The organism is Niveispirillum cyanobacteriorum, from assembly GCF_002868735.1.
GTDB classification, from domain to species: Bacteria; Pseudomonadota; Alphaproteobacteria; order Azospirillales; family Azospirillaceae; genus Niveispirillum; species Niveispirillum cyanobacteriorum.
Genome location: NZ_CP025611.1, coordinates 811,968 through 834,039, shown reverse-complemented (window position 1 = coordinate 834,039; position 22,072 = coordinate 811,968). Strand labels below are relative to the sequence as shown.

Sequence of the window (22,072 nt, the reverse complement as noted above, 5' to 3'; positions counted from 1 at the left end):
ATCCTCCCTTCCCGCTTCAGGACGCGACGCCGGCGGCACGCTTGATGGCGGCCTTGATGCGCGGATAGGTGCCGCAACGGCAGAGATTGCCATCCATGGCGGCATCAATATCGGCATCGGTCGGCTTGGGCGTATCCTTCAGCAGTGCGGCGGCCGACATGATCTGCCCGGACTGGCAGTAGCCACACTGAGGAACCTGCAATTCTTCCCAGGCCTTTTGCAGCGGGTGATTGCCGCCCAGCGCCTCAATCGTCGTGACCTTGGACCCGGCGACCGATTCCAGCGGGATGGAGCAGGAACGGGTGGCGACGCCATCGACATGGACGGTACAGGCCCCGCATTGGGCGACACCGCAGCCATATTTGGTGCCCGTCAGACCCACAATGTCCCGGATGGCCCAGAGCAGCGGCATGTCCGGATCAGCATCCAGCCGGTGCGCCTTGCCATTGATGGTCAGTTCGATCATCGCCTTACCCTCTGCCATTGGGATTATTTGGGTCACAAGATAGCTCTACCACCGCCGCCGGCGACGGGCATTTTGTTTCCGGACGGTAAATGCAGTGCCAAAACATGTCAGCCTGTGGCACCGGCCTGAAACCCATATCCCCTCGCCATCAATCGACAAAGACTGTACGTTTCCGGACAGTTCCATTGATTTCTGGTGAGACATGGCCGAACAGCCGCGCGTTCTGATCGTTGACGATGACGAGGATATCCTTGTCGCCGCCCGCCTGATGCTGAAACGCGAAGGCATCCTCTGCCATACCGAGCCACGACCAGACCGCATTCCGCAGCTTTTGAAGGATGGAACCTTCGACGCCGTGCTGCTGGACATGAATTTTGCCATCGGGGCCAATACGGGCCGTGAAGGTTTCCAATGGCTGAAACGCATTGTGGAGATTGACCCGACCCTGTCGGTGGTGCTGATCACCGCCTATGGCGATGTCGGCACGGCGGTGGAAGCCATGAAGCAGGGGGCCGCCGATTTCGTGCTGAAGCCCTGGCAGAATGAACGGCTGCTGGCCACCCTGTCATCGGCCCTGAAGTTGACCGCATCGAAGCGGGAAGCCCAGCAATCGGCGGCGACGACCAAGGAACTGGCCAGCGCCGTCATGGATGGCACGCCCAACAGCATTATCGGGTCGGCCCCCGCCATGGCCCGCATCTTCGCCCTGCTGGACCGCGCCGCCCCGACAGAAGCCAATGTTCTGATCCTGGGCGAGAACGGGACGGGCAAGGAAGTGATCGCGCGGGAAATCCACCGCCGGTCAAAGCGCCGGGATCAGGTTTTCGTATCGGTCGATCTGGGCTCCGTCTCTGAAAGCCTGTTTGAGAGCGAGCTGTTTGGCCACAAGAAGGGGGCCTTTACCGACGCCAAGGAAGACCGGGTCGGCCGTCTGGTCGCCGCAAATGGCGGCACGCTGTTTCTGGACGAAATCGGCAATCTGCCGCTGTACCTGCAATCCAAACTGCTGTCGGTGCTGGAACAGCGGGTGGTGATCCCGGTGGGCGGGACCAAGCCCATCCCCATCGATGTCCGTCTGGTCAGCGCCACCAACATGCCGCTGGAGCAGTTAGGCCGGGAGGATGTGTTCCGGCAGGATCTTCTCTACCGTATCAATACGGTCGAACTGCACCTGCCGCCGCTGCGTGACCGGGCGGACGATATCCCTGCCCTGATCGACCATTTCGTCGCCATCTATGCCCGCAAATACAATATGCCGGCCAAGAAGGTGTCGCCGGCGGCCCTGCCCCGTTTGATGGCCTGGCGCTGGCCCGGCAATGTCCGCGCGCTGCGCCATGCGGTGGAACGTGCCATGATCCTGTCGGGCGGGCCCATGCTGGAGGCCGACGATTTCTCGCTTCCCTCCACCGCTGGGCAAGCGCCTGCTGCACCCGCGCCCACCGCCGCGCCTGCCGCCGCAACGACGGGCGCGCTCGTCCTGGACACGCTGGATCTGGAAGCGGTGGAGCGGGAGGCAATCCGCAAGGCCCTGTCCAAGCATCAGGGCAATATCAGCCACGCCGCCCAGGATCTGGGCATCACCCGCGCCTCCCTCTATCGCCGGATGGAAAAGCATGGGCTATAGGCGGTTCGAGCTGAATGTCACCCTGCGGGTGGCACTGCTGGCACTCTCCTCCATGCTGCTGGGCATCATGCTGGTGGAGACGACATACCGCGCCACCAGCTTTCTGGTGGCCCTGGCCATCCTGGCGCAGGTGGGCGGGCTGCTGCGCGCCGTGACCAAGACCAACCGTGAGGTCGCACGTTTCCTGGGCGCTATCGCCCATTCCGATTTCAGCCAGACCTTCAGCCAACTGGGCCAGGGGTCGGCCTTTGATGAGCTGGGCGCGTCGATCACCCAGGTGATGGACAAGTTCCGCGCCAGCCGCGCCACCTCCGAACGGCAGGCCGACTACCTGAACGCCATGCTGAACCATGTGCCAGTGGCGCTGGCCGCTGTGTATGAGGATGGGCGTGTCGAACTGCTGAACAATTTCGCCCACCGCCTGCTGGGGCCGGAGGAGTTGAGCCGGCGGACAACGGACGGGGTACTGATTGCCGATGCCCTGCGCCGGCTGTCACCGGGTACACGCACCTTGATCCGGGTCGCCGCCGGCAGTTCGGTGGGGCCGCAGCAGCTGACGGTCACGGCGACGCAACTGATCCTTAGCGGGGAAAGCCGGCTGCTGCTATCCTTACAGAATATCGCCGGCGATCTGGAGGCAACAGAGGTCCGGGCCTGGCAGGATCTGGTGCGGGTGTTGACGCATGAAATGATGAATTCGCTGACCCCCATCTCCTCCCTGACCCGCACGGCGCAGGGGGTGCTGGCCGACCTGAAGCAAAAGATCGAGGGCCAGAGCGATCTGGTAGAGGAGATGCAGGACGCGGAAATGGCCATTGATACGGTTGCCCGCCGGTCCAACAGCCTGCTGCGCTTTGTCGAACGCTACCGCCAATTCACCTCGGTACCGAAGCCGCAGCTGTCACGCATCAAGGTGAAGGAGATCACCGAACGCTTGCAGCGCCTGATGGCACCCGCCGCGCAGAGCCATGGCGTGACCTTGGAGGTGCTGGTCCTGCCGCCGCAGCTTGAACTGGTGGCCGATGCCGACATGGTGGAACAGGTGCTGATCAACCTGTTGAAGAACGCGGTGGAGGCCATGCGCGATATGGAGCCGCGCGAGGGGGACCACCGTATCCGGCTCACGGCCCATCTGGACGAGGGCGGGCATGTGGTCATCAATGTCGGCGATAATGGGCCGGGCATCCCGTCCGACGTGGCGGAGAAGATTTTCATCCCCTTCTACACGACCAAGCGTGACGGGTCCGGCGTTGGCCTGTCCCTGGCGCGCCAGGTGATGCTGGCCCATGGCGGCAGCATCAACCTGTCCCCCGATCCCGACGGGGGTTCCGTCTTCACATTGCGGTTCTGATCACGTTCCGTGGTAATCTGCCGCCCGTAACCTTGTTTGCGGGTGCCGTGCCATGGAACTGACCGCCCTGATGATTTTTGTCGGCATCTATGCCGTTGCCGTCGCCTCCCCCGGCCCCGGCGTAGCCGCCGTGGTGGCGCGCGCCATGGGCAGCGGTACGCGCCGCACCCTGCCCTTCATCGCTGGCATCGTGATCGGTGATCTTGTCTGGTTCGCCCTGGTGGTGGGTGGCTTGGCGGTACTGGCGCAGAGCTTCCAGATTGTCTTCACCATCATCAAATATGCCGGTGCCGCCTATCTGCTGTATTTGGCGTGGAAGCTGTGGCGCGCCCCGGCCAAGGGCATCGACGAACAGCCGCAGATCAAGGGCGAGGGCTTCAAGCTGGTGCTGGGCGGGCTGGGCCTGACCCTGGGCAATCCAAAGACCATGGTCTTCTTCCTGGCCATCCTGCCGCAGGTCATCCCGCTGCAGGCCGTCACGCCACTGGCCATCGTGGAGCTGTGCGCCATCATGGTCGTGGTGCTGGGTGGTATCATGACGGGCTATGCCATGCTGGCCGACAGCGCGCGGCGCTTCATCGCCACGCCGGAGCGCATGCGGACCGTCAACCGTGCCACGGGCGGGTTGATGGCTGGTGTCGCGGTCGCGGTCGCAGCCCGCTGATCCCTGCTCGCCGGGCCTTCTTGCCTGGACAATGCATCTGCGTTATAAGTTCCGCTTACGTAAACGTTAGAAAACCAAGGGGAACGTCATGACCGTTGACCAGATCGAAGCCCAGATGAAGGCCAATGCGCTGAATTTCGTCGGCCTGGGCGCGCTGGTGAAGTTCGAACTGGGCGGCGGCAGCACGCTGTTCATCGATGGCCGCACCACCCCGCCGACCATCAGCCGCGAAGGCGGCACACCGGACACGACGCTGACCATTTCTCCGGAAAATCTGGCGAAGCTGGCCGACGGCAAGCTGGCGCCGACACTGGCCTTCATGACTGGCAAGCTGAAGGTCAGCGGCAGCATGGGCATCGCCCTGAAGCTGGCCAATATGCTGGAAGATTGATCACCGCTTCGGGATCAGTGTGTCGCCAGTTGTGACGGGCGAAGGCCCGTCACACCAGCCAGTAATGACTGTTGGAACCGGCCTCGAACAAGCCGGTCACCACCGCATCAGCCGGTGATGCAACAGCCTCCATCGGAGCCGCCGCAACAGAAGAGTTGGTCACCACACTGACGGTGATGCGATAATCCTTTGAGGTGGAGCTGAAAGCCTCCAGTTCGATATAGATATCCTCCGCCGCCATGGTGAAAAACTCCGTCGACATGGACGGATAGCGGCCATAATCCGTGATCACTGAAACATTATCCTGCCCCCGCAAACTCAGCGACGCCAGCGTCGGACTGCTCGATTGCGTCAGGAATTCCACGGTGACCTTATATCTGGTGTAAGCATCACCATGGAATGTGAACCAATCCACATCGTCGATATTGCTGAAACTGTCCGTCACGGCCTTGCCAATGGTCAGCAGATGCTGCGTCTGATCAGTGCCGAAGGGTGTGCCATTCGTGCGGTTACCGGCCAGATAGGCCTTGGTCGCCGCCAACTGCCAGTCATCGCCCGTGATGTTGTTCTTCATGGCATAGGCGGCAACGTCAAACTTTGAAGAATCCAGCCCCTGCGCCAAGCCGGTGGTGACGTAATGCCGGGTCAATGCCGCAAGATCATAGCCGAGCGAGGCCACGACATTGGGGTTTGAACCGGCATAATCATAGACATTGAAGCTCTTGTCCGTCCGCCCCTCCACCACACCGTAGTAGAAATAGTGGAAATAGGCGCGGTCCAGGTCATAGCCGAAGGCACGGGCCAGATCGGGGTTGGACGCCAGATAATTGCCGACGTCGAACTTCACCTCCCGATATTCCTTCACCCCGCTATTCAGATAATGCTGCAGCCCGGCGGCGGCATTCATGCCGATGCTGGCCCGCAGGTCGGCATAGGAGGCGACATAGGCAAGACCGTCGAACGTGATGCCCAGACCTTTGGGCGCCCCGTTCTGGATATAGTCGATCATGCCGCCCGCAGCACTCAACCCGATCGTATCCAGGCGCGTCGTATCGCTGGCCAACCAGGCAAGCCCATCGAAGCCTTTGACAGCCCGCCCCTCGCGATACCCATAGGTAATGTAATGCATGGTGGCGGCGGTCAGGTCATAGCCGAAGGCCGCGATCAGGTCCTTGTTGCTGGCCAGATAGTCGAGCGCGCTGAACCCATCCAGGCTGCGGTTTTCATTCCTGCCGTAGGTCAGCCAATGGTTGGTGGCGGCTGTCAGGTTGCCGCCAAAGGCCAGGATAAGATCGGGATTGGCCGCGACATACAGCATGCTGCTGAAATCCAGCCCGGCCACCTGCTGCCGGGTCAGGGTCTGCCCCACCGATCCGCTGAAACTGAAATTCTCGACATTGCTGACCAGGATGCTGCCGGTCGGGCCGCGCAGGGTCAGAGTCCCGTCCGCATTGGCAACAGTGCGGTACAGGTCCTTGCTGCCTTGGAGCTGCAACAGGTCGGTCCCGGCCCCGCCATCCACCGTATCATTGCCGATGGTCAGCGTGACTACGTCGTCGCCGGCCCCCGTGATGATACGGTTGGCCAGGGCATTGTCGCGAACCGTATCGGTCCCCGACCCTGTGGTCACATCGGCAATATAGGTCGCAAAGGCAATCGACAGGTTGCGGACCAGACCGGCAGCGTCCGAATAGGAACCGGGGCGCAGGTCGATATTGGATGTGTTGGTGAAACCGGACAGGTCCAAGCTGTTGCGCCCGCCGCCGTCCCAGATGGTGACAACCGGCTGGGTATTGACCGTGAAGTCCAGAACGCTGCGCCCGGCGGTGCTGTTAAAGCCATAGACGGTGTCATCGGACCGGGTCGCATAATTGCGGCCGTAGAAATCCTGAACCGCCAGCAGATCATAGATCATCGGCGTGGCGGCATATTTGCGACCGTGATTGCCACCAACCTCCGACGCGCTGAAATAGGACATGATGGTGTAGAGGCGGCTATCCTGCATGAAGGTGGCGTTGTTGGCATAGGTCGCCTCCCCCTTGTCCGAGGCATTGTAATTGCCCGGATGGTTGAGGCCCAGCGCATGCCCGATCTCATGCATCATGGCGGTCAGGTCATAGGAACCGGGGGTACGCCCGCCCCAGGTGCCCATGCTGCCATCAAAATTGACCCAGACGGGCCGGGTTGTGCCCGAGGTAAAGGCGAAGCCCCAGACACCGCTGGAAATGCTGCTGGAATTGGCAAAGGTGATCTGACCCTGCCGTTCGGCGGCGGTCGCATCCTCCTTGAAGGTCAGGTTCGCCACATCCGACCAGAGCTGTAGTGCCAGCCGGGCCGTCTCCTTCTGCGCGTCGGTAAAGACGTTGAAACCGGTATAGTCCGAACCGGAACTGCTGGACGGCCTGCTTGTCAGGAAGCTGTAGCCGATGACCTGTTTAGGGGCCCAGGCGCCCCCATCTTCCTCCTGCAAGCGATCAATGAACGCGGCATCGGAAATGGCAGGCTTGGCACCGGCTGCCGTGGCACTGGCCGCAAGCTCCGCCGTGGTTACAGCATGGGAATCCTCAAGCCTGCCGCACAGAACGCACATGATGCTTCACATCCTGCCAAGACGAACCTTGCCATCAGCCTAGCAGAAGCCGGCAGGCCGATGACAGCAGTGCAAATGGATGAGCCTGCCAATTTTCAACCTCCGCCCGCGAAATCAGCACGCCGCGCCGCCGCCGCCTCTGGTAAATACCCCCGGACCACGCCAGGGAGACGACCACGCCATGACCCAGCCCGTGCTTTACCGCAATGCCCGTCTGATCGACCCGGCCAGCGGCCTGGATCAGGTGGGCGACCTGCTGACCATGGGTGGCAAGATCGCCGCCATCGGTGCGGATGCCGCCCGCGATCTGCCGGCGGGTGCCGAGATTGTGGATGCCACGGGCCTGGTCCTGGCCCCCGGTCTGGTCGACCTGCGTGCCCAGGTGGGTGAACCGGGGCTGGAGCATAATGAGACGATCCAGACCGCCAGCCGCAGCGCGGCGGCCGGCGGCATCACCGCCCTGGCAGCACTGCCCAACACCGATCCCGTGATCGATGACGAGGCCGGCCTGGAATTCATCGCGCGCCGGGCGCGGGAAACGAAGCTGGTGAAGATCTTCGCCTATGGTACCGTCACGCGCGAGACGGCGGGCAAGGAGATCAGCGAAATCGGTCTGCTGGCCGAGGCCGGGGCCGTGGGCTTCACCGATGGCGGCCCTATCGCCGACCCGGCCCTGATGCGCCGCGCCCTTTCATATGCCAACGGCTTTGGCCAGACGATTTTCCAGCACCCGTCGGAGCCACGTCTGGCCGGCGGTGTGATGAATGCGGGCGAGATCGCCACGCGCCTTGGCTTGGCCGGCATTCCGGGCATGGCGGAAGTCATCATGCTGGAACGCGACCTGCGTCTGGTGGAGATGACGGGCGGCCGTTATCACGCCGCCAATATCTCCACCGCCGAATCCGTGGCGGTTATCCGCCGGGCCAAGGCACGCGGGTTGAAGGTCACCTGCGATACCGCCCCGCCCTATTTTGCGCTGACGGAAGTGGATGTCGGCGATTACCGCACCTTCTTCAAACTGTCGCCGCCGCTGCGGGGCGAGATGGACCGCCGCGCCATCATCGAGGGGCTGGCCGATGGCACCATCGACGCCATTGCGTCGGATCACCATCCGCATGACCAGGACAGCAAGCGCGTGCCCTTTGCCCAGGCGGCCTTTGGTGCGGTGGGGCTGGAAACATTGCTGCCGCTGACGCTGGAACTGGTGCATAAGGGCGCGATGTCGCTGTCGCGCGCGCTGGCAGCCGTCACCTCGATTCCTGCCAATATCCTGGGCTTGCGTCATCTGGGCCGGCTGTCGGTGGGCGGCCCCGCCGATCTGGTGCTGTTCGACCTGGACCGGCCCTGGCGCGTGGAGGCAGAGAAACTGGCGTCCAAGTCCAAGAACAGTTGCTTTGACCGCCGCCCGGTCCAGGGCATGGTCTTGCGCACAATCGTAGATGGGCGCACGGTGTTCGCCCGCGACTGATTGCAGACCGACCACAAACAAGAAGCAAGACCATGGCCGATCTCTCCCCGCTGCCGCTGATCCTCGCATTGATCGGCGGCTATCTGCTTGGTTCCATCCCCTTCGGCCTCGTCCTGACCCGGCTTGCCGGTTATGGCGATATCCGCCAGATCGGCAGCGGCAATATCGGCGCCACCAATGTGCTGCGCACCGGGAACAAGCCGCTGGCGCTGGCCACCCTGCTGCTGGATAGCGGCAAGGGCGCCATCGCGACGCTGATCGCGCTGTATGTGGCGGGTACGGAGGCCGGGATCGCGGCGGCGGCGGGGTCCATGCTGGGCCACAGCTTCCCGGTCTGGCTGGGCTTCAAGGGCGGCAAGGGGGTTGCCACCTCGCTGGGCGTGCTGCTGGCCATTTCCTGGCCCGTGGGGCTGGCGGCGTGCGGCACCTGGCTGCTGGCGGCGGTGTTGTTCCGTATCTCGTCCTTGTCCGCCCTGATCGCCGTGGGGGCCAGCCCGGTGGTGGCCTGGTTCCTGGCCGGTCCCGCCGTGGCGGGCCTGTGCCTGTTCATCGCGGTGCTGGTCTATATCCGCCACAAGGACAATATCGCCCGCCTGTTGAAGGGCGAGGAGCCGAAGATCGGGGCGAAGAAGAAGGACGCGGCGTAGTTTACGCGCCACCCTGCAGCGCCTGATAGCGCGCATAGGCCCCACCGGCGGCCAGCAGTTCGGCGTGCGTCCCCTGCTCTACCACCCTGCCCTGATCCATCACATAGATGTGGTCGGCATCAGCGATGGTGGAGAGCCGGTGGGCGATGACGAGCGTGGTGCGGCCCGCCGCCAGACGGCGCAGCGCATCCTGCACCGCGCGTTCGGACGCACTGTCCAGCGCCGAGGTGGCTTCATCCAGCAGCAGGATGGGCGCATTCTTCAACATGGCGCGGGCGATGGCGATGCGCTGACGCTGTCCGCCCGACAGTTTCAGGCCCATTTCACCGACCACGGTGTCGTAGCCATGGGGCAGTTCCATGATGAATTCATGGGCCGCCGCATCACGGGCTGCCGCCTCCACCTCCGCCCGGCTGGCGCTGGGGCGGCCATAGGCGATGTTGGCCAGGATCGTGTCGTCGAACAGGGCGGTTTCTTGGGCGACCAGAGCGATGGAGGCGCGCAGGCTGGATAAGGTCAGGTCACGTACATCGTGCCCTGCCACGGTAACCGACCCGTCCGTGACCTCATAAAAACGCGGGATCAGGTTCAGGACCGTCGTCTTGCCCGATCCGGACGCCCCGACCAGGGCCACCGTGCGGCCCGCCGGCACCATGATATCCACGCCGTCCAAGGCCTCCTTCTCCCCATCATAGGAGAAATGGACGCCCGCAAAGCGGATATCGTGCGTGGCATCCGCTGGCAGCGCTGCCGCACCGGGTCGGTCGGTGATGGACGGGGGCATGTCCAGCACGCCCAGCACCCGTTCCGCCGCCGCCAGCCCGACCTGCAATTGCGCATTCAGCTTGGTCAGGGCCTTCATGGGCTGATAGGCCAGCATGAAGGAGCCGATGAAGCTGACCAGTTGTCCGGCGGTGCGGGTACCGTCGGCAATGGCCAGACCGCCATAGATGATGACACCAACGACGGCGGCACCGCTGAAAATCTCGTTGATGGGCAGCATGGAGGCGCCGGTGCGGTAGCTTTTGGCCGTCAGCTTGCGCAGACGGTCAATGGTGATGCCCACCCGCGCCTCTTCATGCGCTTCCATGCCATAGGCCTTCACATGGCGGGCACCCTGGAAGGTCTGGCCCAGCACGGCGGAGAAATTGCCCAGTTCCGTTTGCTGGCTGGTCGCGATGCGGCGCAGACGCTTGCCCAGACGCCCCAGGAACCAGCCCGAAACGGGAAACACGGTAAAGGCGATCAGGCCCAGGCGCCAATCCTGATAGAACATCATAACGACCAGCACGACCAGCGTCAGGCTGTGGTTGACGGCCCCGGTCAGGCATTCCGACACGGCCAGCCGCATCTGGTTCACATCATTGACCAGATGCGAAATCCACTGTCCGGAGGCACGGCCATGGAGATAGGCAAGGTCGGAACGGATCAGGTGGCCATAGACCTGGGCCTGGATGCGCGCCACGATGCGCTGCCCCACATGGTTGACCAGCACCGAATGGCCATAGGCCGCCGTGCCACGCACGAAAAACGCCGCCATGATCAGGGCCGCGAAGGGCAGCAGGAAACCGTGATTGTCCGGCTGGAACGCGCGATCCAGCAGCGGTTGGAAACCCCAGGCCACCGCCCCGGTCCCCGCCGCCTCCAGCGCCATCAGCAGCAGGGCCGCCAAAAGCTTCGGCTTGTATGGCCCCAGATAGGCCCCGGAGAGACGGCGCAGCAAGGCGCCGGTGGGGGTCGTACGCTTGACGGCGGGCACAATGATCGGTTTGGCCAAGGTCGGGTTCCGTGGGTGGCACGCGAAAGACCATAGCACATGGCCCGTGCATCACGCCGACGCAAGGGCGGCGTCCAGGACCCTGGCATTCCCGTGCGGTTACGGTGTTACCGGGCTCTGTCCCTTTGCCCAGCCGGCGACAATGGCGCCAATGCCTTCCTTGGAGAATTCAATCCCGATTCCCAATTCGGTACGCCGCACGACACGGGCATTGGCGGTCAGCGCGATCTGCGGGATTTCCAACTGCAACAAGGTGCCGATGGTCAGGTCGGGGGCGTCGACCAGCATGGCCCCGCTGGGTGACACATCGCGCATGTTGCATTCATGCCCCTCTCCGCCCGCCTGGATGCGGACGGGGAACTGCACCGCATGCCGGTCGTAACGGCGGCGGTTGGGCTTGAACAGACCCTTGAACCAATTGAAGAGGGACATCGCCGGCATGGTCATACCCTGCTGATGCAAATGGCGGTCAGATCGTCGGCCAGGGGCCGTGCAGCCATAGTGTCGAAGGCGGCGAGCAATCGCGCAAGCCTGTTCTCGCCCCCTGGGAAACATTGCCGGACAAGGCGCAGCAACCCATCCTCCCCGATCAGGTGGCCGCCCTTGTCATCGGCCTCCGTCATCGCGTCGGAATAGATCAGGATGGAGGCCCCGCGCGGAAACGGTACCGTATCGGCGGTCAGCGACGGATTGTTGGAAACACCCAGCATCAGGCCGCTAGCATCCAGCATCGTTACCTGACCGTTATGAAACAGCATGGGGCTGGGCGCCCCGGCGGCCGCATAGGACAGTGTGCCCAGGCGGCTGTCGATGATGCCGTAGAAGCAGGTGGCGAACTGTCCCACGGGCAACAGGTCCTTCAAGGGCCGGTTCAGCATGGTCAGCCATTCCACCGGTTCGAACCCCTGCGGCGGTATCCGTTCAATCAGGGTATGGAATCGGAAAGTGTTGATGGCCGCCGAAATTCCGTGGCCGGAAAAATCCGCCGCCAGCACGCCCAACTGATCGTCGCCTAAGTCGAAAATGGTCCAGAAGTCCCCCCCCAGCTCATCCGACGGCTCAAAATGCCCCTCAATGGACAGCTTGTGACGCTGGCTGGCGCCCGCAATGGTACGGGCGTCCGGGATCAGGGATTTCTGCATCGACCGCGCCAGTTTCAGATCGTTCTGCAGGCGACGGTGGAAATCCGTCAGATTGCGGAAAAAGAACTGCTTTTCCAGATGCAGACGGACACGGGCCATGCATTCGCCCGGATTTATGGGCTTGGTGATGATGTCGCTGGCCCCGGCCTCGAAACATTTGACGCCTGCTGGGTCGCTGGCCGCCGATGTCTGCATCAGCACGGGAAGGTCGGCCCAAGTCGGTTCCGCACGGATATGGCGGCAAAGGCTCAACCCATCCATCACCGGCATGTCGGTATCCAACAGGATCAGATCGTAGCTGGTGGTCCGCAGATGGGCCAACCCTTCCTCTCCATTGCCGGCGAAATCAATGCGACCGATGCCGACCCATTGCATGAAACGCGACAGGATTTCGCGGTTGAAACGGCTGTCATCGACAATGAGAACGCGGCAATCGGCAAAGCTGATCCGGTTGGGGCCCAGGGCCGGTAGGGGCGGTACCTCCATCATCGGCGGAAATACAGATTGGCGGCACGCCCGCCCTCAGTGAAGGCGACGCGGTCGGCCAGTTCACCCATGATGCGGATACCCCGGCCCGACTTGGCCTCCAGCCGTTCCACCGCCGTCAGGACATGGCCGGGGTGGCCCCGCCCCTCATCCCGGATGGTGATGCACAGCATGTCCGGTTCGGCCACCGCCTCCACCGTCACGCGGCGGGCGGCGTGGGCACGGTCGGTCAAACGGGTCTGGACCGCACGGAAGAAACCATCAAAGGCGCCGGCATCGGCGGATGGCCCTTGATGGACATCCAGATTGCCATGGACGATGGCGTTGCTGACCGCCTCATGCACGCAGATTTCGGCATCGGCCCGGCGGTCGGCAGACAACCAACCCCGCGCCACCATGGTGGCGCAAAGATGCGGTGCCAGATCCAAGCTGAAACAGGTCGCCGTCGACAAGGACACATGCAGACAGGGCGGCCCCGACAACAGCGTCAGCAGTCCCGGCGGCAGGTCTGTGTCATCACCCAGTTCAACATAGGCCGATCCGCCCAGCGACAGGGTGGCAGCGATGTCACGGACACATCCCCGCAAGGCCACCAGGATATCGGGGGCCGCCGTCAGTTCCCCCATCTCGGCCGCTTCGACGGCCCAATCGACAACACGAAGCCCGTGACCGGTTGCCAGCCGCCACAGCAACGCTGACGCCACCTCCCCGCCAATGGATGGCGGGTGGGGGTGCGCGGCAGAGGGATCGGCGGCAGTCACCATCGGTGCGCCAGGGTCAGGGGGTGACGCGGAACAGTGTCTGGAACTTGGCGATCTGCAGGATGCGCTTAACCGATTCCTGTGCGCCGAACAGCTCGATCTCCATTTTCTTCGGCAAGGCGACGTCGCGGGCGATGAGGAACATGCCCAGGCCGGAACTGTCGACGAATTCCAGCTTCGTCAGATCGAAAATGCAGACGGTACCTTCCGCCTTTTCGATCGCATCGACCACGTTGCGGAACTTTTCATGGTCGATCAGCGTCATACGGCCCGACAGGGTGACGCGCAACCCATCAGCGGCGGTGTGGACGGTGTAGTCCATCAGAAGTCTCCGTTAAATCAGTCGAACAGATTGTCGATTTCGGATTGATCAAGCGGGTTCGGCGGCTCCTCATCCGCCGCAGAGGCGGCGGCAGGGGACGCCGGCTTCGGCGGCGGCGGGGGCGGCGATGCCGGACGCGGTGCCGGTGTGGCCCCCGACATCAACGCATCCACATCATTCTGGTTCACACCATCATCACGGGGACCGCCCAACAGATGCGCGTCGGGACGCGTATCGACGGGGCCGGCGGGCGCCGGCGCCTTCACGCCTTCGATGCTCCAGATGGAGATCATGGCGTTGATACGCTGCTCCACATAGCGCAGGGCGTTGACCACCTTGCTGGTGCGCTGCCCCGTCAGGTCCTGGAAGGAACAGGCCGTGAAGATATTGGTGACTTCGTTCTCGATATCGCTGACCAGATCGGCATCAGCACCCAGACGCTTCAGCCGGCCCGCGACCTCCATCAACCGTTCGGCAGATTGCAGAATCTCGATAGAGGCCCGCTCCGTCGTGGAAACGATGGCGTCCAGTTCGTTGGTGGCGATGTCCAGACGGTTGTTGGACTGGTCCTTCGGGCGCAGTGCCGCAATCTCGCGTCGCGCATGTTCGATGGAGGCCGCCATTTCCAGCAGCTCATTACGCAGCACCTCGGCCCGGCCAGAGGTCTGCATCAGGCTGGCCTGGCTTTCGAACAGATAGCGCAGGTCCTGCAAGGCCGCGTCGACCTTTGACTGGCCAGCGTCGCCCGCCCGGCGCGCATGCTCGCGCAAAAAGGCAAGTCCTTGCGGCGACTGTGCGATTCGGTCGTAAAGGGCGGTATACTCCGCCTCTGGCAGACCCGGAATGTTACCCATTTCGTGCAAGATGCCGCACCATTCCTTATGTCGGGCCGTTACCCGGTCCCGCCGCCCCACGCGGCTGGCAACCCGGCCCGCCTTATTGCTACCACCATCCGGGTAAGCGCAGCAAATGATTGCACCGCGTCCGGATGCGGATTTTGTCCGGCCTCGGCAAATCCTTGGGCGCCACGGGGATCATCAGGATCGGATCAGTGTTTGCCGTCAGGGTCATTCACCAATCCCCTGCCCTTCAGCCATTACCGCCCCTATTGCGCTTCGATAGAATTTAGATTGCGTATGTATGTCAGCACTTGATGCCGGACGGGCACGGACTTCCTTAATAGGGCAGAATCGTCTCTTTACCGGAAACTGTCAGGCCCGTCGCGCAACCAAGGATCGGGAGAATTTGTGCGCTGCCGCGTGGCCGAACTGGACAGGGCGCGGGGTGCTGCTATGCTGACCGTCCAATATGGACGGTTTTCGGATGCTGGATCTCGTTAAGCTGGGCAAGGTGCTGGCCCTGGTCGACAGCTCGAACGAGGGCGAGGCCGCAGCCGCCATTGAAAGCGCACGGCGCCTTCTGGCCCGCGACGGCAAACGCTTCTCCGACCTGGCCGCCATGCTGATGGAAACGGCACCGATCGCACCGCCACCGCCGCCTGCACCGCCGCCCCCGCCGCCGCCCGCTGCCTCCCCGACGGCCGCCCCCACCCCACGGCCCGATTTCAAGGGCCGGCGGGCGCGGGCTGGTGTGCCTGACGCACAGGCGGTACTGGACCGGCATGGCGGGCGGGAAGCCGTGATGGCCCCCTGTTCACGGGAAAAGCTGCTGCGGGCCGCCGTCGCCCGCTGGTCGGTGGCTCAGGACGCCCCCAATGAGCGCTGGACGCGGAGCCTGTCCGGCTGGACCAGCGACAGCCTGCCCCGCCACATGCCACCGGAAATCCGCCGGGCCGTGGAAACGGCCTATTCCCTGCCGATCAGTGTCACAGGCGCGCTGGCAGAGCTTGAATACTGGGAAAAGCGCGGGTTCGAAATCGCGTCCGTCCGGAGCCTGGATGGACAGGTGATCGCCGAGGATATCGAGCCGACGCGTCATCTGGACCTGCCCGCCTATGCTCGCGCCATCGTGATCCGCCGGCTTGTCGAACATGGGCTGCGCGCCGCGACGATCCAGGATGCCCTGGCCAGGGCCGAATATTGGCGGGCCCATAGCGGGCGCGGCAGCTGGGTGGAGGCAGCGATCCTAGCCGACCTGCGCCATCTGGCCGGTATCGACCGCGCTAGCCGGGACCCGGATGGGCCGGAAACGGAGATCGGTTCACCCACCCATTTCCGCACCGCCTCGGAACGGCGCGAAGAAGTGATGCGCATCCTGTCCGATCCCGCCATGGCCAGCCTGCCTGACCGTGAAATCGCCCGGCGCGTCGGCGTATCGCCGCAGACAGTGGGCAACCTGCGCCGCCGCGTCACCGATGGGGCCCAGACACAGGGAAACCACACATGAAATTCCTGCCGGGCATTGCCTTGTTGAGCACCCTCACCCTTATGACACCGGTGGCTATGGCGGATGGACCGCCCTATACCGTGGCAACCGGCCTGTTCAACCATGATCGGCCCGGCGATCTGGGGCTGGTGCCGGCGCCGGGAACGGAAACCTTTACGATCTTCTCCCCCGCCCCCGACGCGCGGGACAAGTTCCATAATGGTGTCGTGCTGATCGCGTTCAAGGGACGGTTGCATGCACAATGGCAGGCATCGCAGCGCGATGAGGATACGCTGGACACCTGGATCGCCCACAGCGTGAGCGATGATGGCGGCAAGACATGGTCACCACCAGCCGCCCTGTCGCCCCCCGCCACCAGACCGGGAGAGATGCGCTCCAACGGCGGCTGGTGGACCGATGGGCAGCGGTTGGTCGCCTTCACCAATGTCTGGCCGACGGGGTTTCAGTCTGGTGATGGCGGTTATGCAGAATACCGGATCAGTGAGGACGGACAGAACTGGTCACCGGCACGTCGCGTGATGGGCAAGGATGGAAAGCCGGTTGAAGGCATCATCGAACAGGACCCCCACGCCCTTCGCGATGGCCGCATCATCACTGCCTTTCATCAACGGCCGGGCATGATCGTCGCCCCCTGGTACACGGATGATCCGTTGGCCGTGACGGGCTGGGTCCGTGGGCGGTTTGACAATCTGCCGCATGAAGGACGGGTCAGCCGGGAGTTGGAACCAAGCCTGTTCCTGCGAGGGGATTGCGCCATCATGGTGTTCCGCGATCAGGCCGAAAGCTTCCGGCAGCTGGCATCGGAAAGCTGTGACCGGGGCGAAAGCTGGACCTTGCCGTTTCTTACTGACATGCCGGACGCGCGGGCCAAACAGAGCGCCGGCAACCTGCCGGACGGCGCCGCCTTTCTGGCCACTGCCGTCAGCCAGGACAAGGCACGGATTCCGCTGGCCCTGACTCTGTCGGCGGACGGACATGTGTTCGACCGCTCGTTCCTGCTGCGTGGTGCCGGTGATCTGCCGCCTTTAAGGCATGCGGGCCGGTTCAAGCGCCCCGGATATCATTATCCCAAAAGCCTGATCTGGAATGGCTATCTCTACGTAGCCTACAGCACGAACAAGGAAGATATCGAGGTGACGCGCGTACCGCTGGCCTCTCTGGCCCGCTGACAGGAGGTCAGACACCCTGCCCCTCTTCCTCATCCTCTTCTTCGCGGATCAGGGGCGATGACATTTCGGCGCGGACCTGATCGATCAGGGAGGTGGCGGTAAAGGGCTTGCCGATGAAGCCGTCCATGCCTGCCACCGCCAGTGCCGGCCATGCCCGCGACCGTTCCGCTGCCGTCATGCCGATGATGCGTACATGCCGGCCCGGTCCCGGCAGGGAACGGATACGACGTGTCGCGGCGGCCCCATCCATGCCCGGCATCTGCACATCCATCAGGACAGCATCGAACGACGTGTCCGCAACCGCATCGATGGCCTGCTGCCCCGACAGTGCCTGGCTGACGCGGTACCCGGCGCGGGCCAGCACGCTGGTCACCAGGGTCAGGTTCATGTCGTTATCATCCACCACCAGGATATGCGGTGCCTCCGGTTCCACCGAAGGCACCGCGGCTGTGTTTGTCGCCTCATACTCCGGCGTTTGGGCGGGCCGCTGTGCCAGCCGGGCGAGGATAGCCGACAGCCGATCCAGCACGGGCTCAACAGAAGCGGCCCAGTGATCATGGCCGGAGCGCATCATGTCTTCCACCGCGCGGGCTTGATCGCCCAGGTCGGCGGCACCGATGCTGGCCGCAGTACCGGCCAGTGTGTGCAAGATGGGCAGGACGGTGTCCGCATCGCGCGCCTGGATCGCCGTACGCAGATGCAGGAAATCCGCCCCCTGCTGCCGCGCGAATCCATCCAAAAGCCGAAGCAGCAGATCGGGATTGCCATCCGCCCGTTTCAGCGCGTCCTCCACATCCAGAAGGGGCGGCAATTCACGCAGGAAATTGATCATCAGACGCGGGGGGACGGTCAGCGCCGCGGAGACCACGGCGGCGTCCGCGGCGCGGCGCGGCAGCCATGTCAGCAGCACTTCGACCAGTTCGTCCACTACCACGGGCTTGGTGACATGGCCGTCCATGCCGGCCTCGCGGCATTTCTGCCGATCACTTTGCAGCGCGTGTGCAGTCATGGCCAGGATGGGCAGGCGCGGCTTGCCGGGCACGGCCAGCGCCTCTTCCCGGATCACGCGGGTCGCCTGATACCCATCCATCACCGGCATCTGGATATCCATCAGCACCAGATCGAACCGGCCGGCCTTCACCTTGTCGGCGGCCTGCCGCCCGTCCTCGGCCAGGGTGACATGCATACCCCATCGGGTCAGCATGTCGAACGCCACCTGCTGGTTCAGCGGGTTATCCTCGACCAGCAGGATTTCACCTCCGGCAACCGGGGCCAGCCTTTCCTCGGGCCGGGCGCTGGTCGATGCCGGCCCCCGCGCCTGTGCGAAGGACTGACGCAACGCCTCGCGCAGGGCCGTTGGCGTCACTGGCTTGGCGAGGATGTTGCGTACGGGCGTGCCCGCCGTGGCGGCGGCCAACTCGTCCACATCAAAGGCGGTGACCATCAGCATGGGCGGTGGCGGCGATGCGGCGGCCATGATGGCACGGCACAGATCCAATCCGTCCGTTCCCGGCATGCGCCAATCAGCGATGACGAGATCGTACCCCGATCCCTCGCTGCGGCGCAGACGTTCCAGCGCCTCCTCAACCGTCTGCACACCTTCCACCGCCAGCCCGTACTGTTCCAGCATGCTGGTCAGGACGTCGATGGCCAGCGCGCTGTCATCGACCAGCAGAGCGCGCTTGCCCGTCAGGTCCACATCGCTGTGCAACAGATCGCCGGAAGCGACGGGACGCCAGCGCAGCGGCAGGCTGAAATGGAAGCGGCTACCCTGCCCGACGGCGCTTTCAACGCCGATAGTGCCCCCCATCATCTCCACCAGTTGCCGGCTGATGGCGAGCCCCAGCCCGGTGCCGCCATAGCGGCGGGTGGTGGAACTGTCGGCCTGGGAGAAGCTGATGAACAGCCGTTCCATCTGCTCCGCGCTCATGCCGATGCCGGTATCCTCCACCTGCACCGACAAGCGCAGGCTCTCATTCTCCTCGGCTTCGAATGTGGCGGTGACGGTGACACGGCCCTCATGGGTAAACTTGATGGCGTTGGCGATCAGGTTGCTGATCACCTGGGTCAGACGCAGCGGGTCGCCCAGCAGCACACGCGGCGCCCCCGTGGGCCGCCGCAGGATGAATTGCAGACCATGGCGCCGCGCCTCGTCGGCATGCAGCGAGGCAACAGCGTCCAGCAACTCATCCAGCAGGAAATCTACGCATTCGATGGTGACGCGGCCTGCTTCGATCTTGGACAGGTCCAGAACGCTGTTGATGATGCCCAGCAGGGATTTGCCGGCCTCTTCGATCTTGGTCAGATATTCGCGCGCCTTGGGCGGCAGATCGGTGCGCAGCGCCAGATAGCTCATGCCGATCACGGCGTTCATGGGCGTACGGATTTCATGGCTCATATTGGCCAGGAATTCCGACTTGGCGCGGCTGGCGGCCTCGGCGGCCAGCTTCGCCTCGCCCAGCGCCTCAGCAAGTCGTTGCAGCTCCTCCTCGCGCCGGCGCGCCTGGGTAACATCGGCATAGGACGTGACGAAGCCACCGCCCGGCATCGGGTTGCCATGGGCGTCCAGCACGGTTCCGTCAGGCCTTGTCAGTTCGAAATGATGCGGCTCGTTATTGGCGGTGCCGCGCAGTCTTTCATCGATCAGGGCATCGACACCGTCCGGCGCCACGGGGCCATATTCTTCCCGCAGGGCCTTCCAGCGGATCAGGTCGCGCATGCCCACGCCCTGCCGGCACAGGCCAGGTGGCAGGCCATGCATGGAAATGAAGCGGGTGTTGAAGGCCAGGACGCGCAGATCGGCATCAAAGGCCACAATTCCCTGATCCACCGTGTCCAGGACGGTGGCCAGCATCGTTTCCCGCGATCGCGCCGTGGCCCGCGTCTCCTCCAGCAGGCTGACATCCTGGAAGGTGCGAATCCATTGGCTGACACGGTCGCCATCACCCAGGACGGGAGCGCTTTCCTCCCGGATCCAGCGGTGACCGCCATCGGGCATGGTCAGCCGGCACAGCCGGTTGATGACACCATCGGCGCTGCGCAGTGCGTCAGCCTGCTCCCCCGCCTCCAGACGTTCGGCGATCAGGGCGGGCAGGCGTTCGGTGGACATCGCCTCGTCATGCGACAGGCCCATCAGACGCGGCAGGTTGCCGGAGATTTCGCAACCGCCGCCCGCATCCTCCACCAGCCAGGCCAGATTGGCGACGCGCTGCGCCGCCGCCATCCGTTCCTCTCCCCAGCGCAGGGCGCGAAATCCTTCCCAGTTGCCGCGCAGGAACAGGATCTGCCCCATACTCATCAGCAGCATCAGCAGGGACGTGCCCAGCCAGATCGGGTCGCTGCGGTCGGCAATACTCAGCACGATGGCAGCCGCCATCATGGGGCCGGCATAGGCGACACAGGCCTGCGGCACCACCGACAGGGCGGCGTTGGCCCCCACGGCCAGGAAAGCGCAGCCACCCAGCAGCAGCGCCTTTGCCTCCAGCGGAGCATTGGACAGGTAGAACAGCATCATGCCGCCCCAATAGAGACCCATGACGCTTGAACTGAAAATGATGGTGCGAATTCGCCGGCGGGATGCTGTGCGCGGTGGGCGCCGTCCCCGGCTGCGCAACAGCCCCCGGATGGCCGGCAGCATCAGCAGAGGCACCCCCAGCAGAAGGGGGGTCAACGCCAGAAACGAGAAATCATGCCAAAGGACGACGGCACCGATCCATGCGCCCAGCAGATTTCCCAGAATGATCATGGGCAACTGCCGGACGAAGGCCGCCGATTGGGCAGCCCGTATCGTTTCATCGTCCTGGATACGGTACCAAGGGCTCAACACAGGCGTGTTCCGTGCACAAGAGAAGTGGAAACACGACCGGAACCCCGCCGACGCCGGAATCGCCCGTCGTCGCCACTGGTGGATGGCTTTCCACACAGCATAGTATGTAGGCGACACGCATAGCGCGCAATCGCCTGCTTATATCCTTTGGGCAGGGAATGTATCTTTCCACCGATGATGGAAACATCGCAAAAACGAAAGGCCCGGTGCAATGTCCGGGCCTTCTCGTAACAGACTGAATTTACTCCGGGATGGTGATTCCGGTGGGATTCGAACCCACGACCCCATGATTAAAAGTCACGTGCTCTACCGACTGAGCTACGGAATCATGCTCCCGAAGTGGCGCGCACCATAGGCAAGCCGACGGCGTCCGTCAACATGCGCGATGCGGCATCGCACCTTTGAATTTTCGCAGGGCTTCACCCCGGCTTGTTCGCCCTTTCGGCATCGAAACGAGCCTGAAGGCTGGCCGCGACGCGTGGGCTAACGAACTGGCTGATATCACCGCCCAGCCGTCCGATCTCTTTCACGAAGCGGGACGAGATGAACTGGTGCTTGTCCGACGCCATCAGGAAGACAGTATCGACAGCCGGGTTCAGGCGGGCATTCATGCCGGCCATCTGAAACTCGTATTCGAAATCTGAAACGGCGCGAAGGCCGCGGATAATCACCGATGCCCCGCAATCCACCGCGAATTTCATCAACAGCTGGTCGAATGGCCGGACCTCCACGCTGAACCCCTGCTGGTTCAAGGTGGCCAGTTCGCCCGCCACCAGGGCGACGCGTTCGTCCGTAGTGTAAAGCGGACCCTTGCCGGCATTGCTGGCCACGCCGACGATCAGATGATCCACCATACGGCAGGCGCGCTGGATAATATCGAAATGACCGTTGGTTACCGGGTCGAATGTGCCCGGATAGACGCCGATACGCGGTGCCGCCATGGTCCTCTTCCCCTTCCCCTCAAGGCTCTGTCTGCTGACCGTCGGGACGGGTCCATGGCCCGCGCACTTGTCCGGTCACCCGCGTCTGTTCCAGGGGCTCT

At 63.5% G+C, this 22,072-nt stretch carries 18 protein-coding genes and 1 tRNA gene; 8 read left to right on the top strand and 11 right to left on the bottom strand.

What is annotated here, in order from left to right; all coding sequences use genetic code 11:
- Positions 1 to 16 precede the first annotated feature (16 nt).
- Positions 17 to 466: a (2Fe-2S)-binding protein gene (locus C0V82_RS03690; protein WP_102111168.1), complete on the bottom strand. Its 450-nt coding sequence runs from the start codon at positions 464 to 466 to the stop codon at positions 17 to 19.
- A 202-nt stretch (positions 467 to 668) separates the two neighbouring features.
- Between C0V82_RS03690 and C0V82_RS03685 the strand changes: the two genes are divergently transcribed.
- From C0V82_RS03685 to C0V82_RS03670, 4 genes are all read left to right on the top strand, one after another.
- Entirely contained in the window at positions 669 to 2,090 is a 1,422-nt protein-coding gene (locus C0V82_RS03685; RefSeq protein WP_102111167.1) for a sigma-54-dependent transcriptional regulator, read from the top strand.
- Entirely contained in the window at positions 2,080 to 3,441 is a 1,362-nt protein-coding gene (locus tag C0V82_RS03680; protein WP_102111166.1) for a sensor histidine kinase, read from the top strand. Before C0V82_RS03685 ends, C0V82_RS03680 begins: the two co-directional genes overlap by 11 nt.
- Positions 3,442 to 3,493: 52 nt before the next feature.
- On the top strand, positions 3,494 to 4,105 hold the full coding sequence (locus tag C0V82_RS03675; RefSeq protein ID WP_054168688.1) for a LysE family translocator: 612 nt from the start codon (positions 3,494 to 3,496) through the stop codon (positions 4,103 to 4,105).
- A gap of 88 nt (positions 4,106 to 4,193) precedes the next feature.
- Positions 4,194 to 4,496, top strand: coding sequence for an SCP2 sterol-binding domain-containing protein (locus C0V82_RS03670; protein WP_102111165.1), 303 nt, complete (start codon positions 4,194 to 4,196; stop codon positions 4,494 to 4,496).
- A gap of 49 nt (positions 4,497 to 4,545) precedes the next feature.
- On the opposite strand, the gene C0V82_RS03665 is transcribed toward C0V82_RS03670, so the two are convergent.
- On the bottom strand, positions 4,546 to 7,086 hold the full coding sequence (locus C0V82_RS03665) for a M10 family metallopeptidase C-terminal domain-containing protein (RefSeq protein WP_102111164.1): 2,541 nt from the start codon (positions 7,084 to 7,086) through the stop codon (positions 4,546 to 4,548).
- A 181-nt stretch (positions 7,087 to 7,267) separates the two neighbouring features.
- Here C0V82_RS03665 and pyrC point away from each other — a divergent pair, with 181 nt between their 5' ends.
- Together pyrC and plsY are read left to right on the top strand one after the other, a co-directional pair.
- Positions 7,268 to 8,554 (top strand): dihydroorotase, encoded by a 1,287-nt coding sequence (gene pyrC, locus C0V82_RS03660; protein WP_102111163.1) that lies wholly within the window; start codon positions 7,268 to 7,270, stop codon positions 8,552 to 8,554.
- 32 nt (positions 8,555 to 8,586) lie between these two features.
- A complete protein-coding gene (gene plsY, locus C0V82_RS03655; RefSeq protein ID WP_054168692.1) occupies positions 8,587 to 9,201 on the top strand; it encodes a glycerol-3-phosphate 1-O-acyltransferase PlsY in 615 nt (204 codons plus the stop codon).
- A gap of 1 nt (position 9,202) precedes the next feature.
- On the opposite strand, the gene C0V82_RS03650 is transcribed toward plsY, so the two are convergent.
- The 6 genes from C0V82_RS03650 to C0V82_RS03625 form a co-directional block, all read right to left on the bottom strand.
- On the bottom strand, positions 9,203 to 10,978 hold the full coding sequence (locus C0V82_RS03650; protein ID WP_245924140.1) for an ABC transporter ATP-binding protein: 1,776 nt from the start codon (positions 10,976 to 10,978) through the stop codon (positions 9,203 to 9,205).
- Between the two features lie 99 nt (positions 10,979 to 11,077).
- Complete coding sequence (locus C0V82_RS03645; protein ID WP_158659714.1) at positions 11,078 to 11,419, bottom strand: PilZ domain-containing protein; 342 nt, start codon at positions 11,417 to 11,419, stop codon at positions 11,078 to 11,080.
- Between the two features lie 2 nt (positions 11,420 to 11,421).
- Positions 11,422 to 12,609, bottom strand: a complete 1,188-nt coding sequence (locus C0V82_RS03640; protein WP_102111162.1) for a PP2C family protein-serine/threonine phosphatase — start codon at positions 12,607 to 12,609, stop codon at positions 11,422 to 11,424.
- Positions 12,606 to 13,370: an ATP-binding protein gene (locus C0V82_RS03635; RefSeq protein ID WP_102111161.1), complete on the bottom strand. Its 765-nt coding sequence runs from the start codon at positions 13,368 to 13,370 to the stop codon at positions 12,606 to 12,608. Before C0V82_RS03635 ends, C0V82_RS03640 begins: the two co-directional genes overlap by 4 nt.
- A 13-nt stretch (positions 13,371 to 13,383) precedes the next feature.
- Complete coding sequence (locus tag C0V82_RS03630; protein ID WP_054168696.1) at positions 13,384 to 13,689, bottom strand: STAS domain-containing protein; 306 nt, start codon at positions 13,687 to 13,689, stop codon at positions 13,384 to 13,386.
- A gap of 17 nt (positions 13,690 to 13,706) precedes the next feature.
- A complete protein-coding gene (locus C0V82_RS03625; RefSeq protein ID WP_102111160.1) occupies positions 13,707 to 14,543 on the bottom strand; it encodes a protein phosphatase CheZ in 837 nt (278 codons plus the stop codon).
- A 469-nt stretch (positions 14,544 to 15,012) separates the two neighbouring features.
- On the opposite strand from C0V82_RS03625, the gene C0V82_RS03620 reads away from it, so the two are divergent.
- Complete coding sequence (locus C0V82_RS03620) at positions 15,013 to 16,035, top strand: DUF2786 domain-containing protein (RefSeq protein ID WP_158659713.1); 1,023 nt, start codon at positions 15,013 to 15,015, stop codon at positions 16,033 to 16,035.
- Positions 16,032 to 17,204 carry a sialidase family protein gene (locus tag C0V82_RS03615; RefSeq protein WP_199772462.1) on the top strand — a complete coding sequence of 391 codons (1,173 nt, stop codon included), beginning with the start codon at positions 16,032 to 16,034 and terminating at the stop codon, positions 17,202 to 17,204. Before C0V82_RS03620 ends, C0V82_RS03615 begins: the two co-directional genes overlap by 4 nt.
- A gap of 7 nt (positions 17,205 to 17,211) precedes the next feature.
- Here C0V82_RS03615 and C0V82_RS03610 read toward each other — a convergent pair whose 3' ends face one another.
- The 3 genes from C0V82_RS03610 to coaD all read right to left on the bottom strand — a co-directional run bounded on the left by C0V82_RS03610 (position 17,212) and on the right by coaD (position 21,971).
- Complete coding sequence (locus tag C0V82_RS03610) at positions 17,212 to 21,027, bottom strand: response regulator (RefSeq protein WP_102111158.1); 3,816 nt, start codon at positions 21,025 to 21,027, stop codon at positions 17,212 to 17,214.
- 255 nt (positions 21,028 to 21,282) lie between these two features.
- Positions 21,283 to 21,358: transfer RNA gene (locus C0V82_RS03605), tRNA-Lys, on the bottom strand.
- 91 nt (positions 21,359 to 21,449) lie between these two features.
- Complete coding sequence (coaD, locus tag C0V82_RS03600; RefSeq protein WP_102111157.1) at positions 21,450 to 21,971, bottom strand: pantetheine-phosphate adenylyltransferase; 522 nt, start codon at positions 21,969 to 21,971, stop codon at positions 21,450 to 21,452.
- Between the last annotated feature and the right edge of the window lie 101 nt (positions 21,972 to 22,072).

Bases quoted from the DNA above. Each gene is read 5' to 3' on its own strand.
- C0V82_RS03645 (WP_158659714.1), bottom strand. From the start codon at position 11,419: ATGCCGGCGATGTCCCTCTTCAATTGGTTCAAGGGTCTGTTCAAGCCC.
- C0V82_RS03675 (WP_054168688.1), top strand. From the start codon at position 3,494: ATGGAACTGACCGCCCTGATGATTTTTGTCGGCATCTATGCCGTTGCC.
- C0V82_RS03635 (WP_102111161.1), bottom strand. From the start codon at position 13,370: ATGGTGACTGCCGCCGATCCCTCTGCCGCGCACCCCCACCCGCCATCC.
- C0V82_RS03665 (WP_102111164.1), bottom strand. From the start codon at position 7,086: ATGTGCGTTCTGTGCGGCAGGCTTGAGGATTCCCATGCTGTAACCACG.
- C0V82_RS03685 (WP_102111167.1), top strand. From the start codon at position 669: ATGGCCGAACAGCCGCGCGTTCTGATCGTTGACGATGACGAGGATATC.
- C0V82_RS03670 (WP_102111165.1), top strand. From the start codon at position 4,194: ATGACCGTTGACCAGATCGAAGCCCAGATGAAGGCCAATGCGCTGAAT.
- C0V82_RS03615 (WP_199772462.1), top strand. From the start codon at position 16,032: ATGAAATTCCTGCCGGGCATTGCCTTGTTGAGCACCCTCACCCTTATG.
- coaD (WP_102111157.1), bottom strand. From the start codon at position 21,971: ATGGCGGCACCGCGTATCGGCGTCTATCCGGGCACATTCGACCCGGTA.
- C0V82_RS03640 (WP_102111162.1), bottom strand. From the start codon at position 12,609: ATGATGGAGGTACCGCCCCTACCGGCCCTGGGCCCCAACCGGATCAGC.
- C0V82_RS03690 (WP_102111168.1), bottom strand. From the start codon at position 466: ATGATCGAACTGACCATCAATGGCAAGGCGCACCGGCTGGATGCTGAT.
- C0V82_RS03625 (WP_102111160.1), bottom strand. From the start codon at position 14,543: ATGGGTAACATTCCGGGTCTGCCAGAGGCGGAGTATACCGCCCTTTAC.
- plsY (WP_054168692.1), top strand. From the start codon at position 8,587: ATGGCCGATCTCTCCCCGCTGCCGCTGATCCTCGCATTGATCGGCGGC.
- C0V82_RS03630 (WP_054168696.1), bottom strand. From the start codon at position 13,689: ATGGACTACACCGTCCACACCGCCGCTGATGGGTTGCGCGTCACCCTG.
- C0V82_RS03680 (WP_102111166.1), top strand. From the start codon at position 2,080: ATGGGCTATAGGCGGTTCGAGCTGAATGTCACCCTGCGGGTGGCACTG.
- C0V82_RS03620 (WP_158659713.1), top strand. From the start codon at position 15,013: ATGCTGGATCTCGTTAAGCTGGGCAAGGTGCTGGCCCTGGTCGACAGC.
- pyrC (WP_102111163.1), top strand. From the start codon at position 7,268: ATGACCCAGCCCGTGCTTTACCGCAATGCCCGTCTGATCGACCCGGCC.